The organism is Collinsella sp. CM84Y_54 (assembly GCF_036317945.1).
Classification (GTDB): Bacteria; Actinomycetota; Coriobacteriia; order Coriobacteriales; family Coriobacteriaceae; genus Collinsella.
This window is the reverse complement of record NZ_JAWQCX010000002.1, coordinates 91,089-112,064: the sequence shown is the minus strand read 5'-3', so window position 1 is coordinate 112,064 and position 20,976 is coordinate 91,089. Positions and strand designations below refer to the sequence as shown.

The window sequence follows — 20,976 nt, the reverse complement described above, 5'->3', positions numbered from 1 at the left end:
GAGGTAATACATGTCAGAATTCATTAGGCCTCAGGTTCAGGTCGAAGAGATCAACGAGACCTCTGCTCGTGTCTCCGTCGAGCCGCTCGAGCGTGGCTACGGCGATACGCTGGGTAACTCGCTTCGTCGTGTTCTTCTGTCCTCGCTCGAGGGTGCCGCCGTCGAGGCCATTCAGATCGATGGTGCGCAGCACGAGTTCATGACCATCCCTAATATGGTCGAGGATGTCACCGACATCGTCCTGAATGTCAAGGGTCTTGTCTTCAGGGCTCTCGGCACGACCGACGAGGCGACCGCAACCATCTCGGTTGACGGCCCCTGCGAGGTCACCGGTGCGGACTTCTTTATTCCGTCCGAGTTTGAGCTGGTCAACCCCGAGCAGCACATTGCTACGCTCACCGAGGGTGGCCATCTCACCATGAGCATGCGCATCGGCTATGGCCGCGGCTATGTCTCTGGCGAGGCTAACAAGCGTGACAACGATCCCATCGGTGTGATCCACGTCGACTCGCTGTACTCGCCGGTGTCCCGTTGCGCCAAGCTCGCTGAGGCTTGTCGTGTCGGCCAGCATACCGACTACGACCGCCTTGTCCTCGAGATCGAGACCAACGGTTCCATCGCCCCGCGCGACGCCGTGGTCCAGGCTGCCAATATCATCAACCAGCATATGGCCGCCTTTATGAACCTTGCCGAGACCCCCGAGGTCGAGGAGGAGGCTTCGATCTTCGCTCCCGAGGTCACCAACGACAACGCCGAGCTGGACAAGCAGATCGAGGACCTGGACCTTTCCGTCCGTTCCTACAACTGCCTTAAGCGCGCCAGCATTCACTCGGTCCGTCAGCTCGTTGAGTTCTCGGAGAACGATCTGCTCAACATCCGTAACTTCGGTGTTAAGTCGATCGAGGAAGTGAAGGACAAGCTTGAGTCCATGGGCCTGAGCCTGAAGGCTTAATGCTTCGCATATTTGAGGAGAAACTAGACCATGCGTCACAACGTTAAGAAGGGCCTGAAGCTCGGCACCGATGCGAGCCACACCAAGGCCATGAAGAAGAGCCTTGCTAAGGCCCTCTTCGAGAACGACCGCATCAAGACCACCGAGACCCGCGCTAAGGCGCTGCGTTCGGTCGTCGATCCGATCATCACCTGGGCCAAGAAGGGCGACCTGCACTCTCGTCGTCTGGCTATCGCCAAGCTCGGCGATAAGCAGCTCGTTGCCGAGATCTTCGACAAGGCTGCTCAGGGCATGTGGCAGGACCGCAACGGCGGTTACACCCGCATCATGAAACTCGGTAAACGCAAGGGCGACAACGCTCCCATCGTTATCATGGAGCTCGTCACCGAGCCTTGCACGCCTAAGGCCAAGAAGGCTGCTCCGGCCCCCAAGAAGGCCGCTGCTCCCAAGAAGGTTGAGGCTGTCGAGGAGACCGCTGCTGAGGAGACCGCTGAGTAGACATTCTGTCTGCATAGGCTATATTCGAGGGGTACGTTCGCGTACCCCTCTTTTTTTCTCGCAATATCGTTGCTAGTTTGTTGGGAGCGCCCATGACTGCGCCGTCTGATTTCAATTCGACCCCCGAGCTCGATGCCACCCTTGTATTTCGCGTGGCCTACGATGGCTCCTCCTATAGCGGATTTGCCGAGCAGCCGAGCCAGACGACGGTTGCGGGCGAGCTGCGTCGTGCCATCGAGACGTTGTTGCGCCGCCCAATCGATCTGACGTGCGCGGGGCGTACCGATGCCGGCGTGCATGCGGTGGCCCAATACATCAGCGTGCCTGTAACGGACGCTGAGCTCGCGTGTACGCGCCGTAGGTGGCTGAGGGCTATGGATGCCCTCCTTCCCAAAGATATCGCCATAAACGAGGTCTACAAGGCTCGTAAGGGCTTTTCTGCGCGCTTTGACGCGCGTTCTCGCACGTACACCTATCGCATTGCCGATCGTGACGCGCGGCCCGTGCTGTCACGCGGTGCTGTGTGGTGGCATCGCTATCCCCTCGACGTCGATGCGATGGCGGCTGCCTGCCCTGCGCTTTTGGGCGAGCAGGACTTTAAGAGCTTTTGCAAGGTCGCTTCTGCCGTGGGTAAGCCCACGCATCGCTGCGTAATGCGTGCTGAGTTTGGCCATGAGGTCGCCTTTGGCGAGGATATCCTCACGTTCACCATTGAGGGCAATGCGTTTTTACATTCGATGGTGCGAACCATTGTGGGCACCCTCGTCGAGATCGGCATGCATCGCCGCGATCCCGAGTGGATGCGCGAGGTAATTGATGCCTGCGATCGCTCCGCTGCCGGTCCTACGGCGCCCGCATGCGGTCTTACTTTTATGGGTGTGGACTATGACCCCACCGAGCTTGTGGTGCTCGATTAGGGAAGTGGCTGCCTGACGGCGGTCTTTGCGCGCGGCGCCTGTGGGCGGGGCGTGTGCAACATCTGTTCTTGACGTGCATCGCGGCGGGCGACCGCCCGCATTAATTGACGGGGTGTACCATGAACGACAGTTTGTTACTAGCTGTCGAGAGGACGGAAAACTTGGTTCGACGTGGTTCGCATCCGCGACTTTCGGTGATCCTGATTGTTGAGGGTTCGCCCAGTTATGCGATGCGCGCTCTCGAGAGTGTCCAGAACCAAGACCTCTACGATTTGCAAATTGTCGTCGTTTGCCGCGGCGTGGTAGCCGGTGTGCGCCATTCGCTCGAAGTTGCCGCCGGCAGAGACATTCATATTGATTTGATTGATGCTGAGGACCCAGCGCCTGGTGCCTGTTTGCGTGCCGGCTTTGCGGCTTCGCGCGGCTCCCAGATCATTGCGATGAATGCCAATGAGTGGTTTGCGCCGCAGTCCCTTTCGCAGATGGTCGACAGTTCGTGCGACGCTTCGGCTGACATCGTGTTCCCTTCTGTTTCGCTCGATCGCTACGATGCCCACCGCGAGCGTCATTCCCGAGTTTTGGACGCGGCATCCGTTTCTGGCGATGGGGACCAGGCAGCTTGCCTGACCCAGTTGATCTTCCGTGGTTTAATCCGACAGTCCTCCGGCGTGCTGTATGATCGCGCCCTCTTTGAGGCATGCCTTGCGCATGGCGATGCATTTCGCACGGTGTCTTTTTTGACGTTCGCGCTTTCGCTGGCAAAGCGCGTTTCGGGATGTGGCCGTGCCCGTTTTCATGCAGTGGCGCCGTCGATTACGGAGACGTTTGACCCCACGATGTTTGCCAGGCTTTCTGATGATATCGGGGCGCTCGACAGGCTTGCCGATTCGCTTGCCGTCGCGGGCGGTAGCGATCAGTTGAAACTGGTCTGCCAGCGGTATTACTACACCGGCCTGGTTGCCTGCATCGAAAATTTGTGTCTGAGCCCCCATGGGGTGTCTTCAATAGAGCGTTCGGCCCGTTTGCATGATATGCTCGAAGCGCAGCGTACCCGTCAGATGGTTGCGGCCCTTAAGGGCAATCATCGTGGCCTAGGTCTGCTCTATGGTTCGATAGCCAGCGCCAAGCCCATGCGGTGCGCGTTGTATACGCATCTGGCGGGCTTTTTCAATCGTTCGGGCGCCAGGGCTGTCTAGTAGCGTGATTTTCGAAATAAATTGCATGGAATTGTTTCGAAATGCGTTCTTATTCACTAAAACCCTCAAATAGCGCTAAACTATTCAATCACTAAGTGATTGTCTCCGCCATCTTTTGGAGTGAGGTTTTGTATGGCCAAAAAACGCAATGGGCGCCAGGATGCCATCAGAGATATTGTTCGCAATAAGGACGTACGCACGCAGCGTGTTTTAGTAGACGAGCTTCGCGCCATGGGCTTCGATTGCACGCAGGCGACCGTTTCGCGCGATATCGCGGACATGGGACTGCGCAAGCTACCCGAGGGCATCTATGTCCTTGCCGAGGACCTGCATCTGCAGCGCATGGTTTCCGAGTTGGTTACCGGCGTGCTGCGCACCGATAATCTGGTTATGATCAAGGCGCAGCCCGGTACGGCTTCCGGTATTGCCGCAGCGGTCGATGCCGCGGAGTTGCCCGACGTGCTTGGCTCGCTTGCCGGCAACGACACGATCTTGGTCATTGCGCAGACGGCCGAGGACGGCGAGCGCCTTGAGGCACTCATCAACAAGCTGAGTAACTCTCACAAGTAGGGGAGTAGCGGCACTGCTGCTGTGCCGATTGTTGCTATAGGTAATTGCCGAGGGCGTTGACGAAGGTCAGCGCCCTTTTTGCATGCCAGTGCCTGTTGCCCTATCGGTCCTGTAGCTGGAGCTGTCGTGGCGTCTTGTGGTATCTGCCGAAATAAAGAAGCGCCCGAGCAGCGTACGTGCTGCTCGGGCGCCTTGTTGTCAGATGACGCTTTGCGCTTACTGGCCCGTAGAGGGGTCGGGCGTGGGCGTGGGTGTGGGCGTGGGATCGGGGGTAGGCGTCGGCGTGCCGTCGCCGCCGTCGCCGCCTGTGCCACCGTCGCCACCTGTCGTACCGTTACCGTTGCCGCCGGAGGTGTCGCCGCCCGGGGTTTCAGTGGTCGTGGTTGTCGTCGTAGTGGTTGTGGTGGTCCCTTCCTCCTCGTCTTCGTCCTCTTTGTCTTCCTTTTTGTTGGTTGTGCCAAAGAACTTCCAAGAGTCATTGCTCTTGTATTGAGGCGCCGTGCCGGTCGGGAACTCCTCGCGCTCTTTGCCGGCCAAGACCGTATCCATGAATTTCTTGAAGACGGGCAGGTTGGCGGAATAAGGGTGTAAGTCTGCACCGTTCTTTTTGATGGGGATCTCGCCCTGGGAGTAGCCGTTCCAAAGCGCAACGGAGAGTTGTGGGGTGTAGCCGCAGAACCACAGGTTGGTAACATCACTGGTGGTGCCCGTCTTGCCGGCACATGGCTGGTTGACGCTCAGGGCGCCCGAAGCGCCGGTGCCGCTGCCACGCATGACGCCGCTCAGGGTATCGGTTACGGCTGCAGTCTCACCGGCGGTGAGCACCTGTTGCGGATTGTCGGTGTGCTGATACAGCACTGATCCGCTGCGGGAGATGATCTCGGTGATGGCGATGGGTTGGCGATAGTATCCGCCGTTGGCAAAGGCGGCATAGGCGGCGGCCATCTCGAGCGGCGAGATAGAGCCGGTGCCGAGCGTCATGACGGGCACGTCTTCGAGGTTGTCCTTCTTGGGATCGATGCCGAGTTTTTTGGCAAGCGAGATGATCTTGTCGTTGCCGATGGCGTCTGCGACCTGGACATAGCCGGTGTTGGACGAAACCGCCGTCGCCTGTTTGAGCGAAATGGAGCCAAAGCTCTGGTTTGCGTCGTTCTGGACCTTGGCAGAAGAATTTTTAAGGGGGAGCGGCGAGTTGCAGTTGAGGGTGATATTGGGATCCATGCCGCACTGGATGGCAGCGGCGAGCGTGAACGCCTTAAACGAGGAGCCCGTGGGACGTTTGGCCGTTGCGTGGTTCACGTGGTTCTGGTCCGAGTTGTAGTCATAGCCGCCCACCATGCACTTGATGTAGCCGGTCTTGGGGTCAATGACCACCATGCCCATGTCCAGGCCGTCGAGTCCGATTTTGTCAAGCTGCGAGCGCACGGCCTCCTCGGCCACCTGCTGCATCGTGGGGTCGATGGTGGTCTTAACCGTAAGGCCGCCCTTAAAGAGCACGTCGGTGGAGAACTCCTGCTCCAGAAGTTGCTTGACATAGGAGACAAAGTAGGGCTGAGAGTACACGTCGACGCCACTGCCCGAAATCTCGGTCACATTGAGCGTGATGGGCTCAGCCTGTGCGGCATCGTGCTCTTCCTGTGTGATGTGGCCCAGACGCAGCATGTTGTCCAGAACTTTGTTGCGGCGGGACAGCGCCAAGTCGGGGTTAACCGTGGGGTCGTACTGAGAAGGCGAATTGGGAAGGCCGATCAGCAGCGCAGCTTCGCTCAGGGTGAGGTCGGCGGCGGTCTTGGACAGATAGGTCTCGGCTGCCGCCTCGATGCCGTAAGCTCCATGACCGTAGTAGATGGTGTTGAGGTACATCATGAGGATATCGTCTTTGGAGTACATATCCTCCATCTTGATGGCGATATAGGCCTCGCGCACCTTACGCTCGATGGTCGAGTCGAATTGTTCCTCCTGCAGGATGGTGTTGCGGACCAGCTGCTGGGTGATGGTCGACGCGCCCTCGTGACCGCCGGTGAGGGTTGCCACCGATGCACGCGCAATGCCCCAGAGGTCGATGCCGCCATGCTCATAGAAGCGCTCGTCCTCGACATCGATGGTGCCCTGCAGCACGTAGGGGGACACTTGGTCCTTGGTGATGGACTTGCGGTTTTGAGTGTAGAAACTCGCAATGGTATTGCCGTTGCAGTCGACGATGTCGGTGGGCTCGCTGACCAGATAGGCGTTGGCGTCGGTGTAGTCGGGCAGGTCGGACAGCCAGCGGTTGACGTTGCCGATCATGCCGATGCCAAACGCTACGCCCGCGATAAGCAGAAAGCCCAAAAACGAGAGCAAGATCATGGGAAGGGCATGCGTCTTGGAACGACCGCGTCCCTGTCGTTGGCGAGGACCCATAGATTGACCTCCAGGTATGTCGTGCCAGGCGTTAGGTGTGTTGCCGGGCAGGATGGACATAAGTTATTACACATTAAACCAATCGGGGCACGTGAGGCCTCGTGTATGCTGGTTGGAAGCAATTTTCAGAGTGAAAGCACACCTTGGCAAGGAGTTTATCGATGGCGATTCGGCCGATGGAACCGAGCGGACAATGCGAAAGCGAGTTGGCGGCGGCTGGAGTGGCTCTGCCCGAGCTGCTGGCGCCCGCTGGCGGGCTCGACCAGATGCTCGCGGCAATTGCGGCGGGTGCCGATGCCGTCTATGCGGGGCTGGACGGATTCAACGCTCGAGTGAGCGCGCATGGCTTTAGCGATGATGAGTTCGCGCGCGGTTGTGCCGTGGCCCATGCGCATGGCGTGCGTGTGTACGTGACGCTCAACGTGTTCGTGTTCGATGATGAGCTTGCCGACGCCGTGGCGTTGGGGGCGCATGCGCATGCGTTGGGCGCCGATGCGTTGATTGTGGCCGATGCCGGGCTGGCTTGCGCGCTTCGTGCGGCGATTCCGGGGGTCGAGATTCACCTGTCCACCCAAGCGGGCGCTCATAGCGAGGGCGCCGTGCAGTTGGCTGCCAAGGAGTTGGGAGTTGAGCGCGTGACGACGGCGCGCGAGCTGAGCGTGGCGGAGATTGGGGCGCTTTGTGCCACCGGCGTGCCCATCGAGGTGTTCTGTCACGGCGCTATTTGCATTGGCTATTCAGGCGCGTGTGAGTTTTCGGCCCTGCGGCGCGGACGGTCGGCGATGCGCGGCGACTGCACACAGTCGTGCCGTCTGTCCTATGACTTGGCGGACGAGGCGGGGCAGAGTGTTGTTGCTGTCGAAGGGGACCGCCTGCTTTGTCCGCGTGACTATCTGGGTATCGCGCACCTGCCGGAGCTTGTTGCCGCCGGCGTGGCATCGCTCAAGATCGAGGGCCGCATGAAGAATCCCGACTACGTCTTTAACGTGGTGAGGGTGTGGCGTCGGGCGCTCGATATGCTGCGCGCCGGCACATGGGATGCCGATGCGGTGCCGACGCTTGAGCGCGAGCTGGGGAGGTCGTTCAACCGCGGCTTTACCGATGCGTATCTGCGGGGTCGTTCGGGCGCCGAGCTCATGAGCTTTGAACGCGCGATCAACCAGGGCGTGCGCGTGGGCCACTTGGTGGCGGTGGGTCACGAAGAGGTGACGGTTGAGCTTGATGCCGCCGTGGCGGCGGGCGATACGCTCGAGATCCGATTTTACCCGGGTGCCGACGCGCGTCCCGATGTGCCCAAGCGCTGGCCACAGGTGCCTTGTCCCGTGGATGCCGCTGCGGGAGAGCGCGTCGTTGTCCATTGCAAGCGCAAGGTGGATGCGGGCTGCGAGGTCTATCTGATTCGCAGCGCAGGCGTGCTGGGGCAGACGGCAGCGGTGTTGGAGCGTATGCGGGTCGAGGCAGATGCGGTCGCGCCTGTTGAGCGGTCCGTTGAGGTGTTGCCGTTTGAGGGCGTTCTGGCAGATGGTGATGTGCCGACGGAGTTGGCGGAGCCGGGGGAGCCGGCAAAGCGCGAGGATTTTGCTCGTATGGTCTTTGCCTGGGAACTGATGGATGTGGATCCGCGCGATGAGCGAGACCTGTCCGATACGACGGTGGTGCTCGACGAAGTGTGCCGCGCGCGCGATGCCGAGCGGACTCGGGCGCTTATGCAACGTGCCGGGCGTGTCGTCTGCCGCAACCTGGGGCAGGTGGCGATGGCCCGCGAGCTGGGTACGACGTTTGACGTGGCGGCGCCGGTGTTCTGCGCCAATCGGGCCACGCTTGCCTGGCTGCGCGGGCTTGGCGCGGGGTGGGTATACTTGCCTGCCGAGTTGCTCAGCAATGATAGGGAGCGTATTGCCGAGCTGGCTGCTGAACCCGGCGTCTTGGGTCCGGTCGACGCCGACCGTCCCGGGCTTATGGTGTGCGAGCACTGCCTGTTGACCGCCGAGGGCGTCTGCGCCACCGATGCGACGGGGCAGGTCCGTTGCCGCGACTGCTTGCGTCGTCGGCAGGTGCGCTATCTGGTCGAGCGTGACGGTACACGTCTACCAGTTGCCATCGACGCATGCGGCAGGACGAGGATTTTCCTGTCGTAGGTGCCGCGTCGCGTCAGTTTGTTATCATAAGAGAGTTTATGGACTTCCAGCACCGCCGTTTTCGGCGAGGGTGCTATAGCAAAAGGAGGATACCCAATGCTGTCTGTTGACGAGCAAATGCGTATCATCACCTCGGGCGCCGCGCAGATCGTCCCCGAGGCCGACCTTCGCAAGAAGCTTGAGAAGGGCGAGCCCCTCAACATCAAGCTCGGCGTCGACCCCACCAGCCCCGATCTGCACTTGGGCCACGCCGTGCCGCTGCGCAAGATGCGTCAGTTCCAGGACCTGGGCCACAACGTCACCCTCATCATCGGCAACGGTACCGCGCTGATTGGCGATCCTTCGGGCAAGAACTCCACCCGTCCGCAGCTTTCGCAGGAGCAGATCGAGGCCAATGCCGAGACCTACGTGAGCCAGGCCATGAAGATCCTGGATCCCGAGAAGACCACCATCGTGCACAACGGTGACTGGATTTTGTCGATGGACCTTGCCGGCCTACTACAGGTGTGCTCCAAGTTCACCGTCGCCCGTATTCTCGAGCGCGACGACTTTACCAAGCGCTACCAGTCTCAGACGCCGATCGCCCTGCATGAGTTCCTGTATCCCGTGATGCAGGCTTTCGACTCCGTGCAGATCAAGGCTGACGTGGAGATGGGCGGCACCGATCAGCTCTTCAACCTGCTCGCCGGCCGTGAGCTCATGGAGAAGATGGGCATGGAGCCGCAGATTGCGCTCACCATGCCGCTGCTCGAGGGCACCGATGGTGTCCGTAAGATGTCCAAGTCCTACGGTAACTACATCGGCCTGACCGACGCGCCCAAGGATATGTTCGGCAAGACCATGTCCATCCCCGACGAGATGATTGGCAAGTACTACCGCCTGGCGAGCTCGCTCACCCCGGCCGAGGTCGACAAGATCGACGCTGCTCTGGCCGACGGCTCTGCCGATCCCTATGAGCTCAAGCGCGCTCTGGGCCGCGACCTGTGCGACACCTACCACGGCGCCGGCGCCGGCGACGAGGCCCAGGCCGAGTTCGACCGCGTGTTCAAGGAGGGCCAGCTCGCCGACTTCCCCGAGAAGCATGTTGAGCTGACCGTCAACGACGAGGGCCAGATTTACCTCGCCGGCCTGCTCAAGGACCTGGGCCTTTCGGCCAGCGCCGGTCAGGCCCGCCGCGACATCGACGGCGGCGGCGTCAAGATCAACGGCAAGGCCGTGGCTCCCAAGAGCTACAACATCGACCCCAGCGCCCTCAAACTGGGCGACACCCTCTCCGTAGGCAAGCGCAAGGGCTTCAAGCTGGTCTAGCAAGTAGGTCAACCTAACATGTGCAATAGGGCCGCAGCCGGAACTCCCGACTGCGGCCTTTTGAGTTGCGGTGAAATAGTTCCTAAAAATGCCATACGGGCGCCCAGGTAGGAACTATTCCACCGCAACTTTTTTCCTCCGTCCCCAAGGGATCATTTGGCGGTGCCGTTAAGCGGAAGGGGTGTTATCGGCGGCCTCCTTTTGGGCATACAATGGCTATTGGTTTGCTGCGGTGAAGGTCTGTCCGCTCCGCAGCTTTTTTCTACGGTTAAAGGAGTATGTATGTCCGTTGAGGTCATGAGATCTGTGATCGAGGCCGCCGAGGGTCGTGTGCCCGTTGACACGCTGTTTGCCAACGCACAGATTGTCGATGTGTACGGCCAGCGCGTGGCGCCCGGTAGCGTTGCCGTCAAGGATGGCGTGATCGTCGGTGTGCTCTACGATGGCCGCGACGATGCCGCCGGTACGTATGAGGCTGCCGAGGTCATCGATTGCCAGGGCCGCTATCTTGCCCCCGGTTTTATTGACGGACACTTGCATATCGAGTCTTCGAACATCCGCCCTGCCGAGTATGCGCGCATGGCGGCGACGCGCGGTACCACCACTGCCATTGCCGACAGCCACGAGATCGCCAACGTTTCCGGCCTGGACGGCCTGCGCTTTATGATCGAGGACGGCCGTCGCGCTCCTATTTCCATCAAGTACATGATGCCCTCGTGCGTGCCCGCGCTGCCCGACGAGCAGGCCGGTGCCGTCATCACCGCTGCTGATATGCAGGCGTTTTTTGCCGAGCATCCGGGCGATGTCTTTGGCCTGGGCGAGATGATGAACCTGCCGGGCGTCTTTATGGCCGATCCCGAGACCTGCGCTCGAATCGACGCTGCCAACCAGACGCCGTCCAAACAGGTGGACGGTCACGCCCCGCTCGTTGCCGGCAAGGACCTCAACGCCTATGCCGCAGCAGGTATTATCGCTGACCATGAGTCGACGATTCCCGAGGAGGCACTCGACAAGCTGTCTCGCGGCATGTATGTGATGCTGCGCGAGGGTACGTGCAGCCATGACCTGGCCAACCTGTCGCCGATGCTGCTGGAGAATCCTGCCCGTGCCCGCCGTTGCTGCTTTGCGACCGACGACCGCGCTCCTTCCGATGCGCTTGCGTCCGGCATGATCGACAACGCCTGCCGCGTGGCGATTGAGGCCGGTATCGACCCGGTGGTCGCTATCTCCATGGCGTCCCTTTCCACGGCTGAGGCGTTTGGCCTGGATCACGGCTGCCGCGACCCGCACGAACTGCGTGGCGCCATCGCCCCGGGCAAGCGTGCCGACCTGCTGGTGCTCAATGACCTGACGTTTGCCACGGCTCCGCATCGCGTATATGCCGCCGGTGCTCTGGTGGCGCAGGACGGTACCTTTGTGGGCGAGATTGCACCCGAGATGGCCGAGGTCGCAGCCCTTGCCGATGAGCTGCGCGCCTCCGTTAAGCTGCCGAAGCTTTCGCTCGACGTGTTCGACTATGCCTTTAAGCCGGGCGAGGCCGTGATTGACGTGGTGCCGGGTAAGGCCATCACGGGTATGGCTCGCCCCGAGAGCGCCGAGGGCCTGCGTCGCATTATGCTGATTGAGCGCCATGGCCGCGGCGTGTCGTTGCAGGCCGAGGGCGCCGACGGCGATGGCCCCGCTGGCCTGGGACTCGTTGGCAAGCATATCGGCCGCGGCTGGGTGCGCGGCTTTACCATCACGGGTGGTGCCATCGCCTCGACGATCGGACACGACTCGCACAACGTGTGCGTCGTGGGCGACAACGCCGCCGATATGATGGCCGCCGTTGAGGCCGTGGGCCAGGGCGGTCACGTGCTGGTGCGCAACGGCGAGGTCGTGGCGCGCATTCCGCTGGCGCTCGGTGGCCTGATGAGCGAGGGCACGGCCGAAGATGTCGCCGCGCAGCACGACGACTTTATGGTCAAGGCGCGTGCCATGGGCGTCGAGCCGCCGCTCGACCCCATCATGGGCATCATCTTCCTGCCCCTGCCGGTGATCCCGACGCTCCGCATCCGCCCCGAGGGCATGTTCGACGTCACGACCTTCACCTACGCCGACTAGTCATCGGGGACGTTCTTAAACGACTAGCCGTCGGGGTGGCGTGTCGCCTGGCGCCGCGACCGTGAGGCCTCTGGCATGTGTGAGCTATTTGCCAGGTCCTTGTAACGTTTGCGCCCGCAAGGTCTTATCTGAGCTCCCTTTGGGTACGTTGGAATCGGATACACGTTCGATTCCAACAAGTCCGAAGGGAGCTTTTCTATGTTTAAACTGATTGCATCCGATATGGACGGCACGCTGCTTGACGAAAACGGCCAGGTGCCTCCCGAGACCTACGAACTGATTCTGGCACTACGCGAGCATGGCGTGCATTTTGCCGCATCGTCAGGCCGTCGCTACGACCGCCTGTGCGAGTTCTTTTCACCTGTTCGCGACAAGATAGACTTTGTCGCCGCTAACGGCGCCCAGGTCTACGCCGACGGCAAGATGGTAGACCGTGAGGTGTATTCGCACCTGGCGATTCGAAGGCTCGCCCAAGCCGTCAGGACGTTTCCCAATCTGCATCTTGCGCTTTTTGACCGAACCAAGTCCTTTTTGCTCGATGACGAGTGCAAGTTCGTGCGTGAGGTCGATAAGGACCTTCCCAATGCCGAGCGCATTTGGGAGCTGCCCGATCCCAGCGTAAATATCATCAAAGCGAGTATCTTTTGCGACGACGGTGCCGTTATGGACAGTGCGTACGTGCTACAGCGCGAACTCGGTCAGCTCTTTACCTTTGCGCCTTCGGGCAACGCGTGGATCGATGCCATGCAACCCGGTGTGTCGAAGGCCTCGGGCATCGCACAGCTCATGGAGCACTATGGCGTCGAACGCGACGAGGTCATGGCGTTTGGCGACTCGATGAACGACTACGAGATCATTCGCTTTGTCGGCACGGGCTGCGCGATGGAAAACGCGCGCCCCGCGCTCAAGGCAGTCGCCGATCGCGTGGTGGGGTGCAACCGCGACCACGCCGTCCAGCAGGAGCTCCGTCGCGTGCTGGAGAGTCTCGCGTAATTCGGCGGATGGGGACAGTCCTTGCGGCGCCCCGCGAAGAGTGTCCCCAAATTAGCTACCCTGCCGGGTTGCTACTGCTAGGCGAGGGCGGCCATGATGGTGCGGGCGACGCCGTCGTGGTCGTTGTCGTATTCGGTGATGGCGTCGGCGGCCTCGCGGTCCTCGGGCTCGGCGTTGATCATGGCCATGCCGTGGCCCGCTGCCTGCAGCATGGGGATGTCGTTGATGTTGTCGCCGAACGCCCAGGCGTCGGCGAGAAGCTCGCCCAGGTGCTCGCATAGCCACGTGAGGGCCGTTCCTTTGGTGGCGCCCTCGCCCATGACCTCGATATTCATGGCGTACGAACGCGTGACCTCAATGCCTTCGAGTGTGTCGAGCTCCGCTGCGATGGCGTCGCGATCGGCCGGGTCGTGCCAGTACATGGCGATGCGTTCGAGTGTCTCGACCTCGTCGATCTTGCTGTCGATATCCATGTCGATCGGTGTTCGTGTGCGCTTGAGCGAAGCTGCGATGTGGGGGTCGCCGCCGCAGAACTCATCCAGACGCTCGTAAAGCGAGCGGGGGAGGAAGCACCGCCCATCCGCGAAGATATCGAAGGTCACATCGTGGCCGGCGGCGATGCGATGGATGCGATGGGCAATGCCGCAATCGAGCGGACGGCTCAATACGCACGTGGCGCGCGAGGCGTCGGTGGACACATCGTCGTCGAGCTGCCAGACGCTGGCGCCATTGGCGCAGACGGCATAGTGCACGGCGGGATGGGCGAGGATGGGCTCAAAGATGCCCGACAGCGGACGTCCCGTGCAGGGCACAAATTCAATCCCGCGTCGAGCGAGCTCGTCGAGCATCGCCCAGGTGGCATCGCTCATCTGCTTATCGCTCGTCAACAGCGTTCCATCCATATCGGAAAACACAATCATTTGATGCAGCCCTTTCTGCTGACATAAAAAGCGTGGCCGAGGGCGGTGATGCCCTGGCCACGCTCGGGTTCTATAACGGTCCGCGTCCTAGCGGTCGGCGAGCGGCTTGTATTCCAGCGGCTCGATCACCGGACGATAGGCCGGGCGGATGATGCGGTGCGCGCAGAAGAGCTCTTCCATGCGGTGTGCCGACCAGCCGGCCATGCGGGCGACGGCGAATAGCGGCGTAAAAAGCGTCTCGGGCATGCCGAGCATCTTGTAGATAAAGCCTGTGTACAGGTCGATGTTGGCGCAGATGGGCTTGGTCATGCCGTGGTCGCGCATCACCTGCGGTGCCAGGCGCTCAATGCGCTCGATGAGCGCGAACTCATCGCCCAGGTCCTTCTTGGCGGCAAGTGTGCGCGCGTAACGGCGGCACACCTCGGCACGCGGGTCGCTCAGCGTGTAGACGGCGTGGCCCATACCGTAGATGAGACCCGTGCCGTCGAAGGCCTGCTTGTCGAGAATCTTGCCCAGGTAGGCTGCGACCTCGTCCTCGTCCTCCCAATTGGAGACGTGCGCACGGATGTCCTCGTGCATGGACACGACCTTGGCGTTGGCGCCGCCGTGGCGCGGGCCCTTGAGCGAGCCGATAGCCGCGGCGTAGGCGGAATACGGGTCGGTGGCCGAGGAGGACAGCACGCGGCAGGCAAACGTGGAGTTGTTGCCGCCGCCGTGCTCGGCATGCAGCATGAGCATCACGTCGAGCAGCATGGCTTCGTCGCGGGTGAATGCCATGCCGCCGCGCAACACCTGCAGGATAGTCTCGGCGGTGGAGAGGCCGGGTGTGGGGTGCGGTACATGAACCTCGGAGCCGCGGCGCTTGGCGACCGAGGCCATATGCGCGAAGGCGGCGATACGGGGGAGACGGGCGAGCATGGAGATGGCGACGTCGATTTCGTGCTCGGGTGTAATGGCGTCGGGCTCGGCGTCGAAGGCGTAGAGCAGCAGCACGGCGCGCTGAAGCACATTCATGATGCTCGACGACACCGTGGTCATGGGGAACTCGCGGACGTATTCGTCGCTCAGGTGCCTAAAAGCACCCAGGCGTCCGCAAAAACCGTCAAGCTCTTCCTTGGTGGGCAGAGAGCCCGTGATGAGCAGATAGGCGACCTCTTCGTAGCCGTAGCGGTTCTCGGCCTGGGCGTTGTTGACCAGATCCTCGATGCTGTAGCCACGAAGCGTGAGTTTGCCCTGATCGGGCACGACCTTACCGTCGACCTTGTTGTAGCCGTGCACGTCCGAGATGCGGGTAAGACCCGCGACCACGCCCGAGCCGTCGGCATTGCGCAGGCCGCGCTTGACGTTGTGCTCTACGAACAAGCCCTCGTCGTACGGGGCGGTCGGCAGGCCGTGGTAGAGGTTTTCGCTTTCGGGCGAAATCTGACGGCTCGCCTCGTAATCCAGAACCAGGCGGCTCAGGTGATCGTCGAAGCGGTAGTAGATTTTCTTGGCGTCGTAGGCCATGCGCGCTCCTCTCCGGTCCGCTTTGGGGCGGCGCGCTTGGACGATATGACGTCAAGCTGCCCCGAGCGGTTTGTTCGCTACAGGCGGTACATAAAGTTAAAGACGTCCTCGCGCTGGATGGACACGTTAACGCCCGAAAGCTCGCCTGCCTCGGCCAGGGCCTTCTGCAACTCGGCGAAGTCGAGCTTGGACTCGGCGGTGTCGGCCAGCATGGTCATGGTAAAGATGTCCTCGATAATGGACTGCGTAATGTCGCGGATGTCGACGTTGGCCTCGCCCAGAACGCGGGTGACGCCGGCGACGATACCGGGGCGGTTCTTGCCAAGGACGGTGATGACGATGCGGGAGGACGAGATCTCGGCCATGGGAAACCCTTTCGCGTGGTTGCGGCGCGCGGGGGCGCTCCGCTACGGTACAGTGTTCATCATTGTACCTGTCTGGCGCCAAAAGGGGCACCCTTGCTGCGGCGTTACACGTCTGCAACATGGAGCGCTTGTCTCGCGGGGTGTATTTTTGGCACCCTGGACAGGTCAGGCGGTTCCTGTTGGCGCCGCGATCGGGCAGATTCGCCTGTGCGCTCCGGTGCAAAGACCGTGAACCTTTTGTGGGACACGCGGCGCCGTGGTACCATAGCCGAGTTTGTTGTCTTGGTCGGAAACCAAGACGCCTTATGCGCTGATCGGTAACCAGCGCCTGACCAATAAGGAGTCCTACCATGAAGCAGGGTATCCATCCCCAGTATGTCGAGTGCACGGTGACGTGCTCCTGCGGCAACACCTTCAAGACGCACGCTACCGTGTCCGAGATGAAGGTCGAGCTTTGCAACGAGTGCCACCCGTTCTACACCGGCCAGCAGAAGTTCGTCGACACCGGTGGACGCGTCCAGCGCTTCGCCGACAAGTTCGGTGGCGCCGCTGCCGCTCAGCTCAAGAAGGCCGAGGAGGCCAAGGCCGCCAAGGCCGCCAAGGCTGCTGAGGCCGAGGCTGCTCGCAAGGCCGCCGCTGAGGCTAAGGCTGCCGAGAAGGCTAAGCGTGCCGCTAAGTTCGCCGAGGAGGCTGCTAAGCAGGCCGCCGAGGCTCCCGCAGAGGCTCCCGTCGAGGAGGCCGCTGCTGAGGCCGAGACCACCGAGGCTGCTGAGTAAATAGCTCGCCGCGGAATCGCTCGCATTCATGGCATAAGGGCCGCGCATCCGTTTGGGTGCGTGGCCCTTTTCTTTTTATTGGTGCAAGCTAACCCGTCCCCATTGCACCGGGTTGGTGCGAAGGGGCAGATTGGTTTGCGCCAAATGGCAAAGAGACAGCGTTTTCCCAGATAAAAGCTGACAAAATAAACCGGTCCCTTTTTGGCAGGCTGTCGTAGTTATTACGTGGTCGAGTGTGTCGACCGCATAGGCGGCGCCTTGTTTGGCTAAAGTACATTTATCTGTGTTTAACTCGTCCAAGGTTTCATGCCGCGGGCGATGGCCAAAAAGGAAAACCACATGGGATTTATGTCAAAGCTGCTGTCCTTTGGATCCGATAAGGACCTGAAGCGCTACTACAAGATCGTCGACAAGATCAACGGTCTTGAGCCCCAGTTTGAGAAGATGACCGAGGAGGAGCTCCGCGCCCAGACCGATAAGTTCCGTGAGCGCTACGCCAACGGTGAGTCGCTCGACGACATGCTCCCCGAGGCCTTTGCCACCGTGCGCGAAGCTTCCAAGCGCACCATGGGCATGCGTCACTTTGATGTACAGCTCATCGGCGCCATGGCGCTGCACGAGGGCCACATTGCCGAGATGAAGACCGGCGAAGGCAAGACCCTCGTCTCCACGCTGGCCGGCTATCTCAACGCTATCGCCGGTAAGGGCGTGCACGTCGTCACCGTCAACGACTACCTGGCCAAGCGTGACTCCGAGTGGATGGGTCGTATCTATAAGTACTTGGGTATGACCGTCGGTCTGCTGCAGAACAACATGCCGCTCGAGCTCAAGCGCCCGGCCTACCAGGCCGACGTCACCTACGGCACCAACTCCGAGTTCGGCTTTGATTACCTGCGCGACAACATGGTCACCCGCCCCGAGCAGCGCGTGCAGCGCGGTCACAACTACGCCATCGTCGACGAGGTCGACTCCATTCTGATCGATGAGGCCCGCACCCCGCTGATCATCTCGGGCGCTGGCACCAAGTCCGCCAGTACCTACAAGGACTTCGCACGTGCCGTGCGTGGCCTTGAGCGCGGCGAGGACGTGTCGCACGACATGCTCACCGCCACCGAGGACGTCGAGCCCACGGGCGACTATGTCATGGACGAGGCCAAGCACACCATTGCCGCCACCGAGCGCGGCCTTAAGAAGATCGAGCGCCGCCTGGGTATCGATGACATCTATGCCGATCTCTCCGGCCAGCTTGTCAACCACCTGCAGCAGGCGCTGAAGGCCCAGTACATGTTCCACCGCGACAAGCAGTACGTGGTCACCAACGGCGAGGTCAAGATCGTCGACGAGTTCACCGGCCGCATTATGGAAGGCCGCCGTTACTCCGAGGGCCTGCACCAGGCCATCGAGGCCAAAGAGGGCGTGCTCGTGCGCGAGGAGAACCAGACCCTGGCCACCATCACCCTGCAGAACTACTTCCGTCTGTATGACAAGCTCTCCGGCATGACCGGCACGGCACTTACCGAGGATGCCGAGTTCCGCGAGATCTACAAGCTGCCCGTCGAGGTCATCCCCTCCAACAAGCCCGTGCAGCGCGTGGACCACGAGGACCTGGTGTACCGCACCATCCAGGCCAAGTACAACGCCGTTGCCGACGACGTCGAGCGACGTCACGCCAAGGGCCAGCCGGTCCTGGTGGGCACCGTCTCCATCGAGAGCTCCGAGAAGCTGTCGGCCGCCCTTACCAAGCGCGGTATCGCACACGAGGTCCTCAACGCTAAGCATCACGAGCGCGAGGCCCACATCGTTGCCCAGGCCGGACGCTACGGCGCCGTGACCATCGCCACCAACATGGCCGGTCGTGGTACCGACATCCTGCTGGGCGGCAACCCCGACGAGCTGGTGCGCGAGCGCCTGGAGTACGAGGGCCTGACCATGGAGGACGTGACGCCCGAGCAGCTCGAGCAGTTTAACGCCGAAGCCAAGGAGACCTGCAAGGCCGAGCGCGAGCGCGTGCTTGCCGCCGGCGGCCTGACCGTTATCGGCACCGAGCGCCATGAGTCCCGCCGCATCGACAACCAGCTGCGTGGCCGTTCCGGCCGTCAGGGCGATCCGGGCGAGACCCAGTTCTACCTGTCGCTCGAGGACGACCTCATGCGCCTGTTCGGTGGCGACAGGATGGACCGCGTCTCCAAGATGATGGTTACGGCCGACATGGGCGACGACATGCCCATCCAGCACAAGATCATCTCCAAGGCCGTCGAGAGCGCCCAGCACAAGGTCGAGAGCATCAACTTCTCCATGCGTAAGAGCGTCCTTGAGTACGACGACGTCATGAACAAGCAGCGCCAGGTCATCTACGCCGAGCGCAATAAGATTCTGGACGGCAAGGATCTGACCGACCACATCACCGAGGTCATGCACGATACCGTCTACCGCTGCGTGCAGGAGTTCTGCACCAAGGACAGCCACGAGGGCGAGCGCGATCTTGAGGGTCTGCGTAAGTGGGTCGTCGAGCTGACCGGGCATATCGATACCCCTCAGTTCCCCGACGAGGACTTTGAGGCCCTGGCCGCCGATGTCCTGGCCTATGTTGAGAAGTGCTACAACATGAAGGCCGAGCGCCTGGGCGAGGACCTGATGCGCGAGCTCAATACCCAGGTCATGCTGCGCGTCATCGATACGCGTTGGATGAACTACCTGCAGGAAATGGACTACCTCAAGACCGGTATCGGCCTGCGCGGCTTTGGCCAGCGCGACCCGCTGGTTGAGTATAAGACCGAGGCCTACGGCGCGTTCCAGATGCTCGTCGATACCATGTACGAGGATTACCTGCGCACTGTTCTGCGCATTGAGCTCAAAGCTGCCCCGCAGGCTGTGGAGCACAAGGAGGACCCCGCCCTTAAGGGTGCGCACTTCTCTGGTCCCGCCGAGGTCGATGGCGACAACGGCGATTCGGTACTGCGCAAGCAGGCTCAGGTGCAGGCCCGCACCGCCGTCCAGGGTGGTCCGGCTGCCGTTAACAACGGTGGCAAGGTGACGACCTACCGCAAGTCCGAGAGTGATGACCCTTATGTCAACGTGGGCCGCAACGACCCGTGCCCTTGCGGTAGCGGTAAGAAGTTCAAGTACTGCCACGGCAGGAATCGTTAATGGCCGAGACTCTAGAGGTAACTCCCGCCGAGTTGGACGCGTTTGCAGACCGACTCGGCGAGGTCGAGTCGTATCTCCATTTGGACGAGAAGCGCACCCGTGTAACGGAGCTCGAGGCCAAAAGCGTCGCCCCGGGCTTTTGGGACGATGCCGATGCCGCTCGCGCCACGATGGAGGAGATTGCGCGCGCCAAGGAGGACATCGCCGCCGTGGATACCGCGCGCGGTGAGCTTTCCGATGCTCGCGCCGCGTTGGAGCTTGCCGAGGAAATGGGCGATGACCCCGATGCCGCTGCGCTGCGCGAGGAGGCTGCCGCCACGGCGGAGCGCCTATCTCGCGCCATCGACGAGCTTGAGCTTGCGAGCTGGTTTACCGGGGAGTTCGACCATGGCGACGCGATTGTGACCATCAAACCCGGACAGGGTGGCTTGGAGGCCCAGGACTGGACCTTCATGCTCTTTAAGATGTACATGAAGTACTGCCAGCGCCGCGGTTGGAAGGTCACCATCAACGATTGCCCCGCGGCCGAGGTCATCGGCATCGATCGCGCGACCTTTACCGTCGAAGGCAAGGATGCCTTTGGCATGCTTCGTGCCGAGGCCGGAGTTCACCGCCTGGTGCGCATTAGCCCCACCGACGACAAGAAGCGCCGCCAGACTACGTTTGCCGGCGTCGAGGTCATTCCAGTGCTGCCCGACGATATCGATATCGAGATTAGTCCCGATGACATTCGCGTCGACGTGTACCATGCAAGCGGCCCGGGCGGTCAGGGCGTCAACACCACCGACTCCGCCGTGCGCGTGACGCATTTCCCCAGCGGTATTGTGGTCACGTGTCAAAACGAGCGAAGCCAGATTCAAAACAAGGCTGCGTGCATGCAGATCCTCAAGGCGCGTCTGTACGAGATTGAGCTCGAAAAGCGCGCCGAGGCCCTGGATGAGATTCGCGGACCCAAGACCACAATTGGTTTTGGCAACCAGATCCGCAGCTACGTGCTCTACCCGTACCAGATGGTTAAGGACCTGCGCACGGGCGTGGAGACCAGCAACGTCGAGGCCGTTCTTGACGACGGCGATCTGGATCCGTTTGTGATTGGCTATCACCGTTGGGCTACCGGCAACGCTGACGCGGAGACCCCGTCCGCATAGACCGCTCGGTTTATGCGGAAATGGATTAAAGCCCTCCGA

Annotated in this window: 16 protein-coding genes; 12 read left to right on the top strand and 4 right to left on the bottom strand. The window is 61.3% G+C overall.

The genetic code is table 11. The annotated features are described in order from the left end of the window. Window positions 1-10 precede the first annotated feature (10 nt). The 5 genes from V2391_RS03605 to V2391_RS03585 all read left to right on the top strand — a co-directional run bounded on the left by V2391_RS03605 (window position 11) and on the right by V2391_RS03585 (window position 4,133). The gene (locus V2391_RS03605) at window positions 11-952 is read left to right on the top strand and encodes a DNA-directed RNA polymerase subunit alpha (protein ID WP_329738297.1); all 942 of its coding nucleotides are present in this window, start codon (window positions 11-13) and stop codon (window positions 950-952) included. Window positions 953-982: 30 nt separating this feature from the next. Then, window positions 983-1,450, top strand: coding sequence for a 50S ribosomal protein L17 (rplQ, locus tag V2391_RS03600; protein WP_329738296.1), 468 nt, complete (start codon window positions 983-985; stop codon window positions 1,448-1,450). A 92-nt stretch (window positions 1,451-1,542) separates the two neighbouring features. After that, complete coding sequence (truA, locus tag V2391_RS03595; protein ID WP_329738295.1) at window positions 1,543-2,367, top strand: tRNA pseudouridine(38-40) synthase TruA; 825 nt, start codon at window positions 1,543-1,545, stop codon at window positions 2,365-2,367. Window positions 2,368-2,486: 119 nt separating this feature from the next. After that, window positions 2,487-3,563 (top strand): glycosyltransferase, encoded by a 1,077-nt coding sequence (locus tag V2391_RS03590; protein WP_329738294.1) that lies wholly within the window; start codon window positions 2,487-2,489, stop codon window positions 3,561-3,563. Between the two features lie 132 nt (window positions 3,564-3,695). Continuing rightward, window positions 3,696-4,133 (top strand): arginine repressor, encoded by a 438-nt coding sequence (locus V2391_RS03585; protein WP_022094272.1) that lies wholly within the window; start codon window positions 3,696-3,698, stop codon window positions 4,131-4,133. Window positions 4,134-4,349: 216 nt separating this feature from the next. Here the strand turns inward: V2391_RS03585 and V2391_RS03580 are convergent, their stop codons facing one another. Continuing rightward, window positions 4,350-6,533: a transglycosylase domain-containing protein gene (locus V2391_RS03580; protein WP_329738293.1), complete on the bottom strand. Its 2,184-nt coding sequence runs from the start codon at window positions 6,531-6,533 to the stop codon at window positions 4,350-4,352. Between the two features lie 161 nt (window positions 6,534-6,694). On the opposite strand from V2391_RS03580, the gene V2391_RS03575 reads away from it, so the two are divergent. The 4 genes from V2391_RS03575 (at window position 6,695) to V2391_RS03560 (ending at window position 13,075) form a co-directional block, all read left to right on the top strand. Beyond that, a complete protein-coding gene (locus tag V2391_RS03575; protein ID WP_329738292.1) occupies window positions 6,695-8,671 on the top strand; it encodes a U32 family peptidase in 1,977 nt (658 codons plus the stop codon). Between the two features lie 96 nt (window positions 8,672-8,767). Further along, window positions 8,768-9,979, top strand: coding sequence for a tyrosine--tRNA ligase (gene tyrS / locus V2391_RS03570; protein WP_035137437.1), 1,212 nt, complete (start codon window positions 8,768-8,770; stop codon window positions 9,977-9,979). Window positions 9,980-10,261: 282 nt separating this feature from the next. Further along, a complete protein-coding gene (locus V2391_RS03565; RefSeq protein ID WP_329738291.1) occupies window positions 10,262-12,082 on the top strand; it encodes an adenine deaminase in 1,821 nt (606 codons plus the stop codon). Window positions 12,083-12,280: 198 nt separating this feature from the next. Further along, window positions 12,281-13,075, top strand: a complete 795-nt coding sequence (locus V2391_RS03560; protein WP_329738290.1) for an HAD family hydrolase — start codon at window positions 12,281-12,283, stop codon at window positions 13,073-13,075. 77 nt (window positions 13,076-13,152) lie between these two features. Here the strand turns inward: V2391_RS03560 and V2391_RS03555 are convergent, their stop codons facing one another. The 3 genes from V2391_RS03555 to V2391_RS03545 form a co-directional block, all read right to left on the bottom strand. Beyond that, entirely contained in the window at window positions 13,153-13,995 is an 843-nt protein-coding gene (locus V2391_RS03555) for a Cof-type HAD-IIB family hydrolase (protein ID WP_329738289.1), read from the bottom strand. An 87-nt stretch (window positions 13,996-14,082) separates the two neighbouring features. Continuing rightward, window positions 14,083-15,501 carry a citrate synthase gene (locus V2391_RS03550; protein WP_329738288.1) on the bottom strand — a complete coding sequence of 473 codons (1,419 nt, stop codon included), beginning with the start codon at window positions 15,499-15,501 and terminating at the stop codon, window positions 14,083-14,085. Window positions 15,502-15,578: 77 nt separating this feature from the next. Next, entirely contained in the window at window positions 15,579-15,866 is a 288-nt protein-coding gene (locus V2391_RS03545) for an ACT domain-containing protein (protein ID WP_006235289.1), read from the bottom strand. A 350-nt stretch (window positions 15,867-16,216) separates the two neighbouring features. Here V2391_RS03545 and rpmE point away from each other — a divergent pair, with 350 nt between their 5' ends. From rpmE to prfB, 3 genes are all read left to right on the top strand, one after another. Continuing rightward, window positions 16,217-16,642 carry a 50S ribosomal protein L31 gene (gene rpmE / locus V2391_RS03540; RefSeq protein ID WP_006235303.1) on the top strand — a complete coding sequence of 142 codons (426 nt, stop codon included), beginning with the start codon at window positions 16,217-16,219 and terminating at the stop codon, window positions 16,640-16,642. 339 nt (window positions 16,643-16,981) lie between these two features. Continuing rightward, window positions 16,982-19,789 (top strand): preprotein translocase subunit SecA, encoded by a 2,808-nt coding sequence (secA, locus tag V2391_RS03535; protein WP_329738287.1) that lies wholly within the window; start codon window positions 16,982-16,984, stop codon window positions 19,787-19,789. Then, window positions 19,789-20,937 (top strand): peptide chain release factor 2, encoded by a 1,149-nt coding sequence (prfB, locus tag V2391_RS03530; RefSeq protein ID WP_250786789.1) that lies wholly within the window; start codon window positions 19,789-19,791, stop codon window positions 20,935-20,937. The genes secA and prfB overlap by 1 nt, the downstream gene beginning before the upstream one ends. Window positions 20,938-20,976: the final 39 nt, after the last annotated feature.